The 18,065-nt window shown below is 26.4% G+C and carries 17 protein-coding genes; 4 read left to right on the top strand and 13 right to left on the bottom strand.

Annotated features, from left to right (window positions below):
- Positions 1-147 precede the first annotated feature (147 nt).
- From CKV87_RS08670 to CKV87_RS08690, 5 genes are all read right to left on the bottom strand, one after another.
- On the bottom strand, positions 148-1,017 hold the full coding sequence (locus CKV87_RS08670) for a 4Fe-4S binding protein (RefSeq protein WP_012147703.1): 870 nt from the start codon (positions 1,015-1,017) through the stop codon (positions 148-150).
- Complete coding sequence (locus CKV87_RS08675; RefSeq protein ID WP_012147704.1) at positions 996-1,469, bottom strand: TlpA family protein disulfide reductase; 474 nt, start codon at positions 1,467-1,469, stop codon at positions 996-998. The genes CKV87_RS08670 and CKV87_RS08675 overlap by 22 nt, the downstream gene beginning before the upstream one ends.
- Complete coding sequence (locus tag CKV87_RS08680; protein WP_012147705.1) at positions 1,469-2,794, bottom strand: c-type cytochrome; 1,326 nt, start codon at positions 2,792-2,794, stop codon at positions 1,469-1,471. The genes CKV87_RS08675 and CKV87_RS08680 overlap by 1 nt, the downstream gene beginning before the upstream one ends.
- Complete coding sequence (locus tag CKV87_RS08685; RefSeq protein WP_041644983.1) at positions 2,791-4,185, bottom strand: c-type cytochrome; 1,395 nt, start codon at positions 4,183-4,185, stop codon at positions 2,791-2,793. Before CKV87_RS08685 ends, CKV87_RS08680 begins: the two co-directional genes overlap by 4 nt.
- An 87-nt stretch (positions 4,186-4,272) precedes the next feature.
- Positions 4,273-4,938 carry a winged helix-turn-helix domain-containing protein gene (locus tag CKV87_RS08690; protein ID WP_012147707.1) on the bottom strand — a complete coding sequence of 222 codons (666 nt, stop codon included), beginning with the start codon at positions 4,936-4,938 and terminating at the stop codon, positions 4,273-4,275.
- A gap of 109 nt (positions 4,939-5,047) precedes the next feature.
- On the opposite strand from CKV87_RS08690, the gene CKV87_RS08695 reads away from it, so the two are divergent.
- Positions 5,048-5,602 (top strand): GNAT family N-acetyltransferase, encoded by a 555-nt coding sequence (locus CKV87_RS08695; RefSeq protein ID WP_012147708.1) that lies wholly within the window; start codon positions 5,048-5,050, stop codon positions 5,600-5,602.
- Here the strand turns inward: CKV87_RS08695 and CKV87_RS08700 are convergent.
- Together CKV87_RS08700 and CKV87_RS08705 are read right to left on the bottom strand one after the other, a co-directional pair.
- On the bottom strand, positions 5,599-7,041 hold the full coding sequence (locus CKV87_RS08700) for a HoxN/HupN/NixA family nickel/cobalt transporter (protein WP_012147709.1): 1,443 nt from the start codon (positions 7,039-7,041) through the stop codon (positions 5,599-5,601). The two genes, CKV87_RS08695 and CKV87_RS08700, sit on opposite strands and share 4 nt — an antisense overlap.
- The gene (locus tag CKV87_RS08705; RefSeq protein WP_012147710.1) at positions 7,038-7,964 is read right to left on the bottom strand and encodes a metal ABC transporter solute-binding protein, Zn/Mn family; all 927 of its coding nucleotides are present in this window, start codon (positions 7,962-7,964) and stop codon (positions 7,038-7,040) included. Before CKV87_RS08705 ends, CKV87_RS08700 begins: the two co-directional genes overlap by 4 nt.
- Before the next feature lie 122 nt (positions 7,965-8,086).
- Between CKV87_RS08705 and CKV87_RS08710 the strand changes: the two genes are divergently transcribed.
- Complete coding sequence (locus CKV87_RS08710) at positions 8,087-8,461, top strand: Fur family transcriptional regulator (protein WP_004509919.1); 375 nt, start codon at positions 8,087-8,089, stop codon at positions 8,459-8,461.
- Complete coding sequence (nhaA, locus tag CKV87_RS08715) at positions 8,451-9,641, top strand: Na+/H+ antiporter NhaA (protein ID WP_012147711.1); 1,191 nt, start codon at positions 8,451-8,453, stop codon at positions 9,639-9,641. Before CKV87_RS08710 ends, nhaA begins: the two co-directional genes overlap by 11 nt.
- Positions 9,642-9,653: 12 nt before the next feature.
- Here nhaA and CKV87_RS08720 read toward each other — a convergent pair whose 3' ends face one another.
- The 6 genes from CKV87_RS08720 to CKV87_RS08745 form a co-directional block, all read right to left on the bottom strand.
- Positions 9,654-10,790 (bottom strand): cytochrome-c peroxidase, encoded by a 1,137-nt coding sequence (locus tag CKV87_RS08720; RefSeq protein WP_012147712.1) that lies wholly within the window; start codon positions 10,788-10,790, stop codon positions 9,654-9,656.
- The gene (locus tag CKV87_RS08725) at positions 10,790-11,695 is read right to left on the bottom strand and encodes a sterol desaturase family protein (protein WP_012147713.1); all 906 of its coding nucleotides are present in this window, start codon (positions 11,693-11,695) and stop codon (positions 10,790-10,792) included. Before CKV87_RS08725 ends, CKV87_RS08720 begins: the two co-directional genes overlap by 1 nt.
- Before the next feature lie 7 nt (positions 11,696-11,702).
- Positions 11,703-12,647 carry an imelysin family protein gene (locus CKV87_RS08730; protein WP_012147714.1) on the bottom strand — a complete coding sequence of 315 codons (945 nt, stop codon included), beginning with the start codon at positions 12,645-12,647 and terminating at the stop codon, positions 11,703-11,705.
- Complete coding sequence (locus tag CKV87_RS08735) at positions 12,644-14,041, bottom strand: di-heme oxidoreductase family protein (RefSeq protein ID WP_228126916.1); 1,398 nt, start codon at positions 14,039-14,041, stop codon at positions 12,644-12,646. Before CKV87_RS08735 ends, CKV87_RS08730 begins: the two co-directional genes overlap by 4 nt.
- A complete protein-coding gene (locus tag CKV87_RS08740) occupies positions 14,010-15,365 on the bottom strand; it encodes an imelysin family protein (RefSeq protein ID WP_012147716.1) in 1,356 nt (451 codons plus the stop codon). The genes CKV87_RS08735 and CKV87_RS08740 overlap by 32 nt, the downstream gene beginning before the upstream one ends.
- A 96-nt stretch (positions 15,366-15,461) precedes the next feature.
- Positions 15,462-17,540, bottom strand: a complete 2,079-nt coding sequence (locus tag CKV87_RS08745; protein WP_012147717.1) for a hypothetical protein — start codon at positions 17,538-17,540, stop codon at positions 15,462-15,464.
- 171 nt (positions 17,541-17,711) lie between these two features.
- Between CKV87_RS08745 and CKV87_RS08750 the strand changes: the two genes are divergently transcribed.
- Positions 17,712-18,026: a F0F1 ATP synthase subunit C gene (locus CKV87_RS08750; RefSeq protein WP_004509928.1), complete on the top strand. Its 315-nt coding sequence runs from the start codon at positions 17,712-17,714 to the stop codon at positions 18,024-18,026.
- Positions 18,027-18,065 lie beyond the last annotated feature (39 nt).

An 18,065-nucleotide genomic window follows, 5' to 3' on the forward strand; every position in this document is an offset into this window, starting at 1 on the left:
AATTATAAAACTGTTCAAACAATAAATTAACACTTTACATATAAAATTACACAAATGGTTAATCTAGATTAAATAACTTTTACAAACAGTCTTCTCCTACTAATTTTCTGAATGTAAATTACAAGTTAAAAAAGTCTAGACCATTTTTTATTTATACAACTCTTTATTTGTAAAATAGCAATTATCTAAAAAAGAGCTATCTAAAATATAAAAAATCACAAATATCATCAATAAAAAAGCTATTATTCCAAAAATATAACCATTTTTTGAAAAACTTCTAAAAATATTTCTATCTTCAAATTTTTTCTTTATTAGAGATAATTTATTAAATTTTAACATCACTTTTTCACAAGCAACTTCACAAAGTCCACATTGAACACATCTTATATCAAAACCAGCTTTTATATCAAGTTCATCAATAGGACAAACTTTTACACATTTATTACAGTCTATACAACTTTCTTTATCAAAAAACTCAAAAGTTTGTTTATCTTTTTGAGGAAGAATCGCACTTACAAAAAAGTAAGGACACAAAATAGAACAATACCAACCACGAAATACTAAAAAGATACTTGTAAATAGAGTTGTTAAAATTCCTACAAAAATTGAAGCTGTATCAAATTTTGTAAAATTTAAAACTAAATTAGAAGCTGATGTAAAATATGAAATAGTTGAAAATGCTAAAACAAAAGCAAATAACAAAATTGTAAAAAAAAGAATAAAAGGATTTTTTATAGATGTAGTTATAAATGTAGCAATAGAAGAAGGACAAAAATATCCACAAAAAAACCTAGAAATAGTAAAATTCAATCCTACTAACAATCCAATAAATAAAGAGATAACAATATAAATAAGTTGATGAGTTGAAGCCTCAAAAGCCATAAATAAAAACTCAAATCTATGAAATTCAAAATTAAACATCAAAAAATGAATATTATTAAAACTAAGCCAAGGAGTTAAAATATATAAACAAAATGTTATAAATAAAGTTGGTGCTAAAACCTGTTTTTTTGCCATAAATCTATCCTTTGTTCTGGTGGTAAAGTACCATTTTCATATAAACCTTGTTGTAAATTTTTAACAAGTTTTGTCAAAAGTAATTCATTAAAAGAGTTATATTTTTTTATTACTTTTAACTCTTTATCAAAAACTAAAATATAAGGAACGCTTTTATCTACACCAAATTTTTTAGAATCTTCAAAAGAAATAGAATTTGTTTTGAAATTTGAAGTTTGAGATAATATTTTTGGCACTTCTTCATCAACAAAAAATAAAGTAACAAAAACATCACTATTCTTTTTTGAAAAAGACTCTAAATAATCATTTGTTTTTTGACAAACAGGACACCAAGAAGTTACAAACGCAACTATATTTATTTTATCTTTTTTTAGAATATCTTCTAAAAAAGGAGCAGCAAATGCCACTCCTTTTAAAACTATTACTAAAAATAAAAGCCTAAAGACTTTCATTATTTAGCCTCTTTTAATTCTAAAATCCAAGTTGCTAATTTTTTAGCTTCATCTTCACTTACATCTTGAGGTGGCATAGGAATAACATCATATTTATTCTCACTTCCATTCATCATACTTTTTACTAAAACAGCTACTTCACTATTTTTAGTTGATACCTCTTTAAATGAAGGACCTACTAATTTAACATCTACATTATGACAAGAAAAACACCCTTTAGATTCGGCTAAAACAGCTGGATCATTTAAGTCAAGTGCTGGTTTATTTGCCATTTCTTCTTTATATTTTTTGTATTCAGTTAAAGAAGCATTCATAAAATCTTCAGTTGCTTGAGCTTGAAGAGCAAGTGGTTCAGCAAAAGAAACAACCCTAACACCTTCTCTTGTTGTTGCCATTAAAAAAATCGATAACAATACAAGTGCTACTACTCTAAATGCTGATTGAGAAGTTACAACCTCATCTTTAAATTTACTTAATACATATAAAAATGCAACAATCAATAATAATGAAGCAATAAAAGGTAAATAAATAAATCCTGTATGCATTAAAGCTTCACTAATTCTTGCAGTAAATACAAAAGGCAATAGTGGCATTACAACTATATTTAAAGGAGTTGCTAATAAAAACCATTTTTTACCTTGGCTGATTGAAATTTTCCCTATTTCAGTATCACCTCTTTTTACCCATCTAGCTCCAATAAATATCATAACAATACCAGTTGCCATAAATGCTGTTAAAAAGAAGTTTAAAAGTCTAAATCCAGTAACTGGAGTAAACATAATTTCCCAAATATTATTTATACTTGCAAAAAGTTCTGGTTGCATATAAAGATTTGACATTGACATAAATATAAATGGCAGTGTGAAAAATGCTAATACAGCTGATAATCCAATTGCTATATGAAAACCTTTATGATTTTGTAAAGCATGCCAAGAAAATTTATAAGCATAAGATAATAAGAACGCAATAATATTTCCATAAATTATATGTAAAATATGCGGACTAATTTTTAAAATTGCTGTATAAAAAAATCCAGTAAAAAGTACAGAGATTACAAGTAATGGAGCAACTCCCCATAAAGCACCCATATTTTCTGAAACTGTTGTATAGTTTGTCATTCTATAAGCAAACTTATCATAGTTTGAATCTTTTTTAAATACACCCATAATATTATAAATAACAGAAGCAGTTGAAGCTCCAATTAACATATAAATAAAACAAATATGTACAACAAAAACTATAATTCCTAAAATACTAAAAAACTCTAAAGGTAAACCTAAAGTTGGTGTAATTAATGGAATATCAAATGGTAATTTCCAATTCATTTTATAACTCCTTTAGTGTTTAAAGATTTAACATAAGCTGCTAACGCATCTTTTTCAGCTTCAGTTCCTACAAATGGAGGCATATATGGAGTTCCACCACCTGGAAGATTATTTAATCTATTTCTAATAGCATCATGTGACCAACCAGTTGTTAAACCTTTTAATCCATTAATACCATTTTCAGTGTGACAGATACGACACTCTATTTGATAAATTGATTTACCAACTTCTAAAATATTTGATTTATCTTCATTTACAACTTTTTTGCTTTCATCTAAGAAAACAGCGTGTTTTAAAATTCCCACTTTATTTAAATATGGAACATCTGTTGTTCTAATACCATTTGAATACATATAGTTATAAATTAAAAAAGGTTTTCGTATAAACTCTCTTACTCTTTCTTCATATCCCCAAAGAACTAAAAATCCAGCAACCATTAAACTTGCTGCTAAATATGGCATTCTTTTTGGTGAAAAATAAGCGATTATTGTTGTAACAATAATTGAACCACCAACGCCAATAGCCATTAGATACATTAAATCAAATCTATCTTCAAAAGCTCTTGTCATAACAGCAGTTGGAATCATAGAAAGTGCAGCAGCAGGAATTTCTGTATAATACCAATAACCAAAAATAGCACTTATTGGAACAGTTATTAACATAATTGCCGCTAAAAACTTAATAAGTCTAGCTTTTGCTTCTTTATCTTCTTCATTTTTTGAAAAAGTTGCAATTATCCAAGTCCACATAATTGCAAGTGCAGCTGCAAATGCAATAGATGTAAATGTTCTAAATGCTAAAGAAGGCCACCAAGTTGGATTAAATAAAGCATTATTATAATCTACATTTCCAGGATAAACTTCAGGATCTACCCAAGGTTGTCCATCAAAATTTGGAGTTAACATAAATGCTAAAATTGCAGTGATAATAACCATTGTTAACCATGAAGAAATAGCATAATAAACACCAAATCTAACAGTTTTCGCTCTTCCCTCTGGCGTTTGTTGATTTTTCTTCCAAGTCATAAACAATAGTAAAAGAAGAACAACTTCAAAGTTAAATACTATCCACTCAATAAACCATTTCCAAAAAAATACTCTAATTAATCCACCAATTGCATTTGGACTTAAAATATTTGCATGTATCCACATACCAACACCTGTTAATGCACCAACTGAAGTAGAAATAATAAAAAATACCATAACAACTTTATAAATTAAATTATAAGCTTGCATATCGTTTTTCTTATTTGCCCACCAAGCTAAAGCAGCAAGAACAACTGAACCTCCAACTGCACCTCCATGAGATACAAAGACATGGATAATTGCATTTATTGCCATCAACATTCTTTGCCCTATAAAAGGCATTTCAAATATGGGGTAATCGAACATACCCAATCCTCCTGTTTATTTATTTGCTTAATGCAAACGGTATTTTAGATATGCAGTGTTAATTATTCGTTTGTAGTATTTGATAAGTTATATGTTGATTTTGTAGCCACTTACTCGGTTTGATAAAATAATATCATTTCCTAAAAGCTGTCTAATTTTATGAATATGAAAACGAATTACTCCATTTTTACTATCGCTACAAGCTGGATATACCTCTTTTTCTAAATCTTCAGAAGAGACAAAAATATCTCTAAATTTAAGTAAATAATCTAAAATCAATAAAGGTTTTTCTCCTAAAATAATCTCATCATTATCTACTAAAATTTTTTTATTAAATATCCCATATTTTATATTTTTCTTTAAAGTTATGAAATCAGAATGAACTTTAAACTGTCTTCTAATAAGTGCTTTTATCCTTAAAATTATTTCATCTTCATCTACATTTCTTATAACACACTCATCGCAACCTGATATAAAAGATGGTTTTATCATACTTGAAATTGAGGCTATTACCATTTTCATAGTCATATCATGGCACTCATTTAATAATTTTATTAATTGAAATCGTGGAATTGCTTTCTCTTCATTTATATTCAATAAATATAAATCATATAAGTTATAATAAATAGATTCTAAAAATTCATCATTATTACTACAAATATCTACCAAAAAGTCATTATTTTTTAAAATCTCTATAATTTGAGAAATGGATTTATCATTACTTTCTAAAACTAAAATTCTTATTGCTTTCAATAATTTTCTCCAAAATTTTACATAACCACTAGCATTTTAAAATAAATCTATTAATTATCTGTTAGTTAAGGTTTAGTAAAATCCTCAAAAAATGCATTTTGGAAAAATTATGATAAAACAAGCAAATAAAAATAGTATTACAAATATTTCAACTCTTATTTATGATGCAATTCATGATATTGCAAACACTTTAACTGGTGAAAATGAAGATAAAAAAATTTTAGAAACTTTGGATTATTATATAAAAATGGATGTTTGTAGGCTTAGTTATAACAATATTTATACTTATGAAACAAATAACCAAATAGTTGGTCTTTTATTAGCATACAATTCAAATGATGTAGAAAAACTAGACTCTCCTATGATTGAACATTTAAAAAGAAAAAATATTTTTTTAGATTCATTTGAAAAAGAGTGTTTTGAAGATGAATTTTATATAGATACAGTTAGTGTAAGTCCTAGCTTTCAAGGAAGAGGAATAGCAAAAGAGCTGTTTAGTTTTGCCGAACAAAAAGCAAAAGAGTTAGATTTTGGAAAACTTTCACTTTTAGTTGATTTTGAAAATCCAAAAGCAAAAGCTTTATATGAAAGATTAGGATTTCAAGATAATGAAATCCTAAAAGTTTCAGGAAGCAACTTTTATCATATGATAAAAGAGATTTAAAAAATCTTCGAACTCAAAAGTAATAATAAAGCCAAAATAAACATAAAAATAGGTGCAAGTATCTCTAAAATATTTATAATTTTTGAAGATTTTGAAGACATTTTATGAATACTTACTCCTAAAAATGATGAAGCGAAAATCACAACAGCCATTCCAAGACTTATACTAATACTTGCTAAAAATACTGCAAAATAAGTTTTTAGTAAAAAAGCATAAACAAAAAGTAAAACTGTTCCTGGACAAGGAACTATTCCGGCTGTTAAAACAAAAATCAAATCTTGTTTTTTACTTCTTTTTTGAAGTAAAATAGGTTTATTTTGAGTCAATTTCACAAAATTCTGATTTTGTGGTTTTATATCAAATTTTGTACTTTTTAACTCTACACTACAAGAGACACAAGAACAAGACTTTTTCTTTACTTTTTTATATAAAATGTATAAAGCTAAAAACATAATAATAACTGCACTTAAAGCTGTAATATAAGTAACACTATTTTCTATAAAATTATTCAAGACACTTTGAAGTATTAAAACTGAAATAAGCACTATAATTAAAGCCCCAATTATATGAACAAAAGCGGTAAATAAAGAGATAATAAAAGCTTCAAAATAAGAACTTTTTTGTGAAGAAAAATATGAAAATGCCAAAGCTTTTCCATGACCAGGACCAAGAGCGTGAACAACTCCATAAATAAAAGATGCCATAAGTAAAAAAACTAAAGCAATTTTATCTCCATTTTCAATATCCACTAAATACTTTTTTATATTATTTGTAAAAATATCTAAAAAGTTCTCTTTTTTAGGTTCTTCATAGATTTTCTCTTTCTCTTCAACTTTTTCTATTTTTTGAACAATAACTTCATTTTGTATCTGTTGAACTGTTAAAGATGGTGCATTTATAGTATAAGTTACTTCACTTATATTTGTACTTTTTTTAACTTCATAAGGAGTATCAAATTTTTGTTTTTCATCTTGAAAGATTATAAAAAAATAGCCTTCTTTATCAAATACTCTAATATTTAAAATATTTTTATCATAAAGTTTGTAGTTTAAAGTAATATTATAATCAAAATTCAAAATTCCATTTTTAAAACTCATTTTATAATCTTGAACTTCAAAAGGAATACTTTGTCCATCAGTTTTATTATCATAAGATATAGTTGTTAGGAAATTCCTTGGTTCTAAATAGTTTAATAAAGCATCTTCAATAAATTTCAACTCTTTTTTGTCAAAAGTTCCATCTAAATTTAAGTCATATATTTGTAATAATTCATCAGAAAATTGTTTTGCAAAAGTCCAATTTATGCTTAATGTTTTAATATTTTGATTATCTGTTTTTATATGTGTAGAAACATGTGTTCTTGGAGTATAAACTGAACATAAAGAGCATCCAAAAAGGATACTCTTAAAAAGAATAATTGTTAAAAAAAATCGTATCATTTATAACTATTTGCAATCTCTTTTGCTGTTTTTAAAAGGTCATTTTTCCAATCACCACTTAAAGGGTCAATAGAAACTACATTTGCACCAATACTTTGAGAAATAGTTTTTGCACTTTTTTGCGAAAATTGAGGAGCAACAAACACTATTTTTATATCATGTTTTTTTGCCTCTTCAACAAGTTTTACTAACTCATTTGGTTTTGGCTCTTTTCCTTCCATTTCAATAGATATTTGCTCTAAGTCATATCTTTTAGCAAAGTATCCCCAAGATGGATGAAATACCATAAAAGCTTTATCTTTATAAGGTGCTAAAATATTTTTTATCTCCGTATCTAAACTATCAAGTTCTTTTACAAACTCTTCATAATTTGCTTTATAAAAATCACTATTTTTTTGATCAATTTTTAACATAGCTTCATAAATATTTTTTGCTTGAACTTTTACAGAAATTGGATCTAACCAAGTATGTGGGTCTAAACCTGATTCGTCATGATCATGTTCAGCATGTTTTTCATGCTCGTGCTCATGTTCGTGATGTGCATGACCTTCGTGTTCATGTTCATTTTCATCCTCTTCATCATGGTGTTTATGTGCAACCATAGGAATTCTTTCTATTCCAACAGTAGTGTCAACAAATAAAGTATCTTTTGCATTTTGTTTAAATTTTCCTATCCATGCTTGTTCACTTGGATCACCAACTAAAAAATAAGCTTTTGAAGAAGCTAAAGATTTCATTTGAGAAGGTTTTGGCTCAAAATTATGAGGAGAACTTCCTGGTTTTACCATAACATTTATATCAAATTTATCTTTTACTATTTTTTCTACAAAATATTTTTGTGGCAAAATATTTACTGTTAATTGTGGTTTATTTGCATATAAAAATGAAGCAAAAACCAAAAATAAAACTAAAAATTTTTTCATTTTTTTCCTTTCTTTATTTTATGCAACCTAGTTGCAATTAAGTTGAAAGTTTAATCTTTTTAATCTTTAATGCAACTTAGTTGTAAAATGATTTTAAAAAAAATTTTGATACAATCTTTGTTATGAATATAACAGACTTTACTCACATAAAACTTACAAACGCAAGAAAAGCAATTTTAGAGGTATTAATAGACTCAAATAAACCTTTATCTTACGAAGATATAAAAGATTTTATATCTATGGACAAAGCAACTTTTTATAGAAACGTAGCTATCTTTGAAGAGGAAAATCTTATAAATTCATTTGAATCAAATGATAAAAAAAGATATTTTGAAATCAAAAAAAACCAACATTCTCACTTTATATGCACTAATTGTTCAAAAATTGAGTGTATTCATGAAAAATTAAACTTAACACTTCCAGAATACAAAATCGAAAATATTATTATTAAAGGTATTTGTAAAGAGTGTTTAAAAAAGGAAAAAAATGAAAAATAGCCTATTTTTAATTAAAGACTTTATATCAAAAGAGACTTTAAGTGGATTGATACTTTTTGTAGTAACTGTACTTGCTGTAACTATTGCAAATTCAGATTTTGGTTCATATTACTTTGAACTATTTTCTACACAACTTGGAATTAATTTCGGGCAATTAAATGCTTCTATGAGCTTACTTCATTGGATAAATGATGTTTTAATGGCAATATTTTTTCTTGTTGTTGGACTTGAAATAAAAAGAGAGATGCTAATAGGAGAATTATCTAGTGTAAAAAAAGCGTCTTTCCCTATAATTGCAGCTATTGGAGGAATGATAGTTCCTGCAATACTTTATATAAGTTTAAATCCTGATCATATCACAGGTTTTGGTGTACCAATGGCAACAGATATTGCTTTTGCTTTAGGTATTTTGATGCTTTTAGGAAATAAAGTTAATCCTGCAATTAAACTATTTTTAGTAACTCTTGCCGTTGTTGATGATTTAGGAGCAATTGTAGTTGTTGCTATTTTTTACACAAATGAACTTCACTTTGAATATTTTTTATATGCTTTTGCTGTTTATTCTATAATTTGGTTTTTAAACTATAAAAATGTACAAAAATTAACTCCATATATAATTTTAGGAGTTTTTTTATGGATATTTATTCATAAAACAGGTATTCACTCTACAATTGCTGGTGTTTTATTAGCTTTTGCAATTCCTTTAAATAAAAAAGCAGATTTAGAAGAATCAGTTGAAAATTTAAGCGTAGATAACCCTTTAGTAAAATTAGAACATGCTTTACATAACTTTTCAGCTTTTATTATAATGCCTTTATTTGCTTTTGCAAATGCAGGAGTAATAATTGATTTCTCAAATGTTATTGAACATCAACTAATAGTTTTAGGTGTTGCATTAGGATTAATAATAGGAAAACCAATTGGTATTTTTAGTTTCACATATTTAGCTACAAAACTGAAAATTAGTGTAAAACCAGAAAATGTAACTTGGAATGATATATTTGCAGTTGGATTTTTAGGTGGTATTGGATTCACAATGTCTATTTTTATTTCTCACCTTGCTTTTAGTGATCAAACTATTGTAGGAGCCGTAAAACTTGGAATTTTTGCAAGTTCTGTTATAGCTGCGATTATTGGTTCAGTTCTTCTTATTTTAAAAGCAAAAAAAGTTGAACCTTAAAAAAAGAGAGTTTTACTTCTCTTTTTTCTCTTGTTCTTCTAAAAGATGTTCATATTTTTTATCTGTTAGAAGTTTCATAAATGCTACAAGCGCTTCTACTTTTCTATCTGTTAATTTATTCGCTTTTAACTCTTGTAAAGATATATTATCTTTAACTTCTGGTTCATCCCAAGGTTTATTAATTTCTGGATCTATATTTCTGTCTTTATTGTTATATTTATCATAAAACTCTACAACAGTTTTTAAATCTTTAAACACTCCATTATGCATGTATGGAGCTGTAACTGCAACATTTCTTAAAGTTGGAACTTTATGTTTTCCTTTTTGAGCAACATCTGACACATTTGAATTTGCTAAAAGACCTTCATCTATTGCTTTTACACCATTTTTTGCTCTTAATTCATTGTTTGCAGGAGTTCCAATATTATGATATTGGTAATTTGTGAAAGTTTCACCCTCTTTATCTTCACCTTTTAAAACGTGACAATTTGCACAAGAGTTATTGTTATTTGAGAAAAATATAGATTTACCTAAATCCTCAAGTGGAGTTAAATCATATTCACCTTTTAAATATCTATCATATTTTGAATCAAATGGTGAAAATTCATCAGTTCTTTCAAAAGAAGCAATAGCAATAGTCATAGCTTCATAAGCTTTATCATCATTTTTAAAAATATCAGCTCCAAAGATTTTTTTAAATGAATCAACATATAAACTATTCTCTTTTAGTCTATCTACAACTGCTTTTTTATCACTCATTCCCATTTCTATTGGATTAAGTGGTGGTCCACCTGCTTGTCCTTCTAAAGTTGCTTCTCTTCCATCCCAAAACTGTCCACCAACATATTTTTTAGCTTTTTCATCAAAATGAAATGTTGGAGAAAATTTTGCATAAGATGCTGTTGGAGCTTGTCTATCACCTAATGATTTTCCATCATCTCCAAGTGAAGCCATTTTTTTCACACCATTATCTCTATCATCTACAAATCCAGCATTAGGATTATGACATGTAGCACAACTTTGAGTTCTATTTTTAGATAAATTTACATCAAAAAATAAAATTCGTCCTAAATCTTCTTTTTTCATATCTTCTGCCATTAAAGCAGAAAACATTAAACCAACTATAAAAAATAGTCTTAAATTTTTCATTAAATTCCCCTTCTTTTTAATAAATTTATAAAAGGTCTAATTATCAAATATTTCAAAGATAAATAGTCCTTCATCTGTTCACGTCTTAAACCAAATTTTAAAACTTTGACATCTTTTGATAAAGTTAAACTTCCAAACAATCTATCCCAAATAGCTATATATCCACCAAAATTTTTATTAAAATGCTTTTTATCATGATGAATTTGATGCTGTTTTGGAGAAAGTAGCCACTTTTCTATAAATTCCCCATAAGAAAATGGAATATGAGAATGTCTAAGATTAGATCCAAATAAGGAAAAGACAAATAAAATAATATTTACTCCAAAAACCATATAAATATCAACTTTTGCACCAAAAAAATATATAAAAACACCTGTTACAAAACCAACACTTAATGAATATCTAAGTCCAAAAAGGAAGTTTTCAACAGGATGAACTCTATAAAAAGTAATTGGTGTTAAAACTTTTGCACTATGATGGATTTTATGAAATTCCCATAAAAATGGTATTGTATGTAAAAATCTATGAAGCCAATATCTTGTAAAGTCACTTACAACAAATATACTAATTGTGTACATTAAAACTATTTGTTTATAACTAAAAAAGCTATTGTCATAATAATCAAAATAAAAATATAACTCTTTATTTACAAATAGTGCAACAGTTTTTGCACTTACAATAAAAGGTACCAACAAAAGTATATTTATAAAATATGATAAAAAAAAGTAATAGTAATCTAATTTTGCACTTGGATGTAACCACAACTTTGATGAAGTGATTAATCTACTATTTTTTTTAGTAACATAAAAATATACAATTGCTAAAAATATTGAACTTAATAAATAAATCCAAAACAATCTTTTACTTGGATTAACTAAATATTCAAGTGCAAAAAAATCATTCATTTTTTAATCAATCTCCATCTGCATCTAAAACATTTGCTTTTAAACCTAATTTATCAATTAAAGATAAATAATAAGCATTATGTAAAGCTCTTGCACTTTCAAATAAATCTTGAGCTTTTGAAAAATCATCTTTTTTTAATTTTGATAATTTTTCTTTTGTTTCAATTATCTTATCAAGAGCCACTTTTAACTCTTTTTGTGCATTAAGTTTTTTTGATAAAGAAGCAAAATTGTAATAATTCTTATCTTCTAAAATCTCTTTTTGAGCATCTAAAATAGCATCAATTGCTGCAAATGAATTTTGGCTTAAAAAATATTCTGCTCGATTGTTATTTGGATCATTTTTAAATTTAGAAGAAGAACCACTTGCATTTCCAATTCTCCACTCTTTTAATCTATAAGTACTTGCTATTAAAGTATTAATAACTATTGCAGTATCAAATTTTTCATCTTTTGGTTTAGAAGTTAAAAACTCCTCATAAGCACCTTTTATATCTTCTAATTTTGAAACTAGTGAATCAATAATAACACCGGCAATTGCTTTTTTTCTATCAGTAATAGTTTTATCACTATATAAAACATATTCTAAAGCATTTATAGTTTTAAATGAATTTTTAAATAGTGCTTTTTTAGGATCATCATTTGAATCAATCACTCTTTGCATTTGAGAATTTAAATCCTCTTTTAAGTTATTAAAAACATCCATATATCTAGGTGTATCTAAATAATCATCATCTATCTCACCTGCAAAATATAAAGCTTCAACTTTTTTCCAAGCTCTTATAAAATTTGTAAAATTCTCATCACTATAATTTGCTTTTAAAGCTTTTGCATCTTTAATTGCTGTTTGTACATCTGGAATAGACACATTTTTAACAATATTAAAAAGTGCACTATCTTGTGCAAATAAAGAAATACTAAAAATCATCAAAAATAAAAATTTTTTTATCATAATTCCTCCAAAAATTTAATCAATTTTTCTCTTTTCTCTTTTGGTAAGTTCATATAGCTTTCTTTACTATTTTGAGCTTCACCACCATGCCATAAAATTGCTTCTTGATAGCTTCTAGCTCTGCCATCATGTAAAAGTTTTGGCTCTTCTTTATTTATTTTTTTATGTAAAGCTAATCCCCATAAAGGAGCTGTTCTCCATTCATTTTGCGAAGCTAAAAATTCAACTCTTCCATCAGATAAATCTTCACCCATATCATGAAGTAAAAAATCAGAAAACGGTGAAATTTTAAACCCATCTTTTGTATTAAAACTTGTGATATGACATTTTGAACATGAAATAGCTTCAAAAAGTGCTAGACCCTCATTATACTCTTTTGTATTTTTAGGAGTATAACTTTTTATATTTTTTAAATAAAAAGCAATTGCATCTAACCTTTCATCTGGTAAATCAATACTATCTTTTGCTTTTGGAGCATTTTTACATGCTTCTTGAAAATCTGTACAATTTTCACTAGGATTAACTGAAGTTGTCAATCCAATATCATTTGAAGCTGCATTTGCTATTTGCTCTTTTAAAAATGCGACACTTGCTTTCCAAGTATATTTTCCTAACTCTGTTTTTTTAGTTATTTTTGAATAAACCCAGTTAGCTCGTCCTGAAATTCCATCACCATCTTTATCATCTACATCTTCATTTGCTAAAATATCTTCATCTGAAATTAAAGCGATTAAACCCATCCCATTTAAAGTTTGTGCAATTCTATATGATATATTTATATCTTTATGTAAATCACCATAATTTAAATCAGTCAAACTATACTTTGGTTTAAGTAAAATTTGTTTTTCTCCATCAGGGAAAACAACTTCTTTTTCTTCAAAATCAATTTTAATTTTTCCTTCAAAATCAACTCCAAATATACCATTAATCGCTAATTGATTTCCATAAACTGGTTCTGGAACAAACCCTTGATATTTTAATAACTCTTTATGTTTCAAACTATCATCAGATTTTATAGATAATCTTGCAATTAAAGCCCTAGAAGGCAAATTATTTTTTGTAAATAAAGTTCCTCTTCCATTTTTTGGATGACAGCTAATACAACTATTTGCATTAAAAAGAGGTCCTAATCCATCTCTTGCAGTTGTAACACTTGGTGCTTCAACCCAAGGAATAGAAAAAAAACTTCTTCCCAACATAAATTTATCATGTTCCTCATTATTTAACCCTTTTTTAGGAGTTATAAGCAAAGAACTATTTTTATTTGTTGATAAAAAATTACTAGTACTATTAACTGCAAAAAGCCCTGTAGCAAATATTGCTACAAGGCTTTTTATAAAAATAACTCTTTTAAATGAGTTATTAAATTTTTGTTTCTTCAGGATCTGTAACATCATCTGTACTTAAACTAATTCCATTTGCTGAAGCAACATTTACCATTTCATCACCAAGTTTTCTTAACTCATTTTTCAGTTTTGTAATAACTTTAGATTGTTCATGGTCAGGTCTAATTTGATAATCAAAATGAGCTTCTGTTTTTGCAATTTTATCAACACTTTCTATTTTTTCTTCAATAGATGACATTAATTTCTCTATTCTTTCTTTTGTCTCTTTATCAACAGCATCAAATAGAGATTTTCCATATTTTTTACCATTATAAGTTGCAGTTAAAACATTTTTGAAACCTTCATAATTTTTAACTAAATCTCTATGAGTATTGTCAGAGAAGCAAGAGTGTTCATCTTCTTCACTTGGAGTTAAAACTGCAACAGCAATTCTCTCATTTGCAAGCTCAGATTTGATAAATACACCCATTCCTGCAATGATTTGTTTTAAAGCTTCTTTTTGGTCAATATTTTTGTCTTTATCTTTTCCTTTTAATTTACCTAAAAGTGCTGCTTGATAAAGTCCTTGATTTCCTTTTACTTCTTTTTTCCAAGCACTTGTAACTGTTTCTAAATCTTTAACTAGTTTTTCAGAACTTGCTTTTAAATAAGCTAATCTTCTTTGTGAATTTTTGTCTGTAGTAAAATCAGTTAATGGTCTTTGACCAGCTGTCATTGGACCTTTTGTAACATTATCATCCATAAAATTTGCATAATCTTGATCTTGTCCCCATAATAAAAATTCTATTGCATGGTAACCAGTTGAAACATTTGCTTCTCCACCATTTTCATTTAAATCTGTTAAAGCATCAACTGTAATTTTTGTTACATCAACTTCTTTTGAATCTTCACCACCTGGATTAAATTTTCCAACAGTATCAATAATATTTCCAGAAGTTAATTTTCCTTCAGCATCTACCGTATAATCAATCATATTTTCATCTAAAGGCCAAGCATTAATTTGTCCTTCTAATGCACCATAAGCATCAGCTATCCATCCTTCTTCTGCATCAATTGGTCCATTTGATAATCTAAAAATTTCAGTTGAACCATAAGATTCTCTTGAGTCTAACCAAGCTTTTTTTGCAGCATCAAAATTTTCTTGTGTTGGAGCTTTTGCAAATTTATCAATAGCAACTTTCAAATTTTTTGCATCTTTTAAAGCATTTGTATAATTATCTAAAGCAATATTTGCATAAGCTTCTAAAATTGAAGCTTGTTTTGCAACTTCAACTTTTTTTACTTCGTTATTATTTGTTGCCGCATAAGAAGTAAGAGCAAGAGATGCTACTACAGAAACAGATAATAAAACTTTTTTTGTACTTTTAATCATAAACTTTTCCTTTAATAATATCAATCATTTTCATTTAAAATTAAAGCCAAAAAAACTTCAATTTCTCTTAAAACCGATAATAATTATCATATTAAACTAAAAAAGAGATTTTATGTTTTTGATTAGTTCTTTTGTTTTTTCACTATCTTTATCTTTCAAAACTTTATTTAGCTTTTCTTCTATTTTATCTTTATTATCTTCTATCTTTTTATCAATCTTATTTTTCAAAAAATTTTTTGCATCTAAAGATATAGTAGGTTTATTCATATCACCTTTTACTAACACAAAAAAACTATTATTTTTAATTTTTGTATCGATTTTTGCATCTATAATATTTTTATCAAAATCTACTAAAGAATCTTTAATTTCTATTTGATTATTTTTATTTTTCATTGTCAAGTCTGTTATAAATTTCTTATTATCGATTTTACTACTTAAAACTGCTGTTTCATAAACATCTTTTGTTAAATCGTATTTTGCCAATTGATTAACAATATTTGAGAAGTTATTTTCTAAAAATCTTCCACCCAATAAATTTGCATTCAAAGTACCTTTTTCATCAAGCAAGTTATATTTTAAGTCCAAATTAGTTTTTGAATCAAAAATTTCAGGTTGAAACATCATATAAGTTATATCTTTTAAATTTGCATTATTTAAATTTAAAACTAAATCATGATTTATTAGATTAAAATTCATTTGTCCACTTGCAATATTTGAATTTCCATTAATTTTAAAAAAGTTTTCACTATTTTCTATTGTTCCAACTACATCAATTGCGCCACGCATTTTTACTTTTGTAAAACTTTCTAAAGCTTCCAACTCAAATACATTCAAATTATAATCACTGTTAAAAGTATTCTTTGAAAAATCATAAATTGCTTTATTCATATTTAATTGTGCAATATTTGAATTTACATCTATTTGCGAAATAGCTTGGTTTGGTACATAAGAAGTTTTGATTTCACTTTTAAAAGTAATTAAATCTTTCAAATTCTTTTTAAAAACAGTATTTACAACCTCATTTATAATTTTTGCATCAGATATCTTTATACTAGAACTTCCATCAAGATTTTCTATATTAGAATTTTTTATATCACTGTGTAATTCTAGATTTCCAACAGCATAAATTGGTTCATTTAACATAAAAAATATTTTTTCTAATTTTGCTTTTTCTATATTCAAATTTAAGTTTTGAATTTCATAATCTTTAAGTTCAAATTTATATGTGAAAAATCCATCAAAAATATCACTATTTCCATCAACTGAAATATTTTTATTATCCTTTAAAATATTTCCTGTCGTTAGAAACTCACCTTGCAATTTTTTACCAATTAACCCTTCTAATTTTGCCAAATTTTTTACATCAATTTTGTAATCACTTTGTATTGTATTTTTTTCGATATCAATTAAAGTTTTATCAAAAAATATATCAGCAACAGAACTTGTCATATCAGATTTAACTTCAATAATATTTCCTAATAAAGAAGCATTTATATCACCATTGAAACTAATTTTTGTATTTATTTTTTGATTAAATTCTTTATTAAAAATATCATTATTTATTAATCCTTTAGAAATATTTGCAATCAATAAACCATCTAAACTATTTTTATCTATATTTTTAATATTTGCATTTAAATTTAAATTTCCATTTGCATATAATGGTTTATTAAATATTGCTAACAATTCATCAATCTTTGCATCTTTTAAATCTAAATAAATATCTTTTAGTTTAAAATCAACTAAGTTCATATAATATTTTGTTTGACTACTTGCAATATTTGAAAAACCTTGAATTATTGATTCAGATTCACTTCCTTTGAAAATTCCATTTGTAAAAAAAGTTCCTTTTAAATCTTCACTAATTAAATTTTTGAAAATAGATAAATCTTCTATTTTTATATCATATTTTAAATCTACATTTTTTTTGAAAAGCGATAAAGCACCAGAGATATTTATGTAAGAGTTTTCATTGAGTGTTGCTTCAAAATCAACATCTTTTGTTGTTAAAGTAAAATTATTTATTTTGAATTTCAAATCTTTTTGTTCTTCATTTACTCTATTTTCTAAGTAAGAGGAAATAAATCCATTTCCTTTTTTTGTAAACAAAATCCCATAGATAGAGACAACAATAAGTGTAATTAAAAAAGTCGTACTTATAATTATTTTTTTCATAATAAACCCTTCTTTAGAATTTTGATTATAACAAAAAGTTTTTAAAAAGTCTTAGATTATAAATTTTAGCTTATTTTTAGTTTTACTTCTTTATAATATTGCCCATCAAAGTATTTAGTAGGGATACGCAAGCCGAACAGACTTTGTTTAAATTATATAAAGGAATATAGAATGAAAAAAATCGTTCTTTTAATGCTAGCTATTGCTGGTATCGCTTTCGCTGCTGACGAAGCTGTTGTAAATGAAACTTTAAAAGCATACTCTGTTGTTGCTGCTGGAATTGGATTAGGTCTTGCTGCACTTGGTGGTGCTATTGGTATGGGTAATACTGCTGCTGCAACTATTGCTGGTACTGCTAGAAACCCAGGTTTAGGTGGAAAATTAATGACTACAATGTTCATTGCTTTAGCGATGATCGAAGCACAAGTTATTTATGCACTTGTTGTAGCTATGATTGCATTATATGCAAATCCATTTTTAGGGTAATTTTAAATCAACAGATTTAATAAAACTCCAAAGGTCAAG

This window comes from Aliarcobacter butzleri, from assembly GCF_900187115.1.
Classification (GTDB): Bacteria; Campylobacterota; Campylobacteria; order Campylobacterales; family Arcobacteraceae; genus Aliarcobacter; species Aliarcobacter butzleri.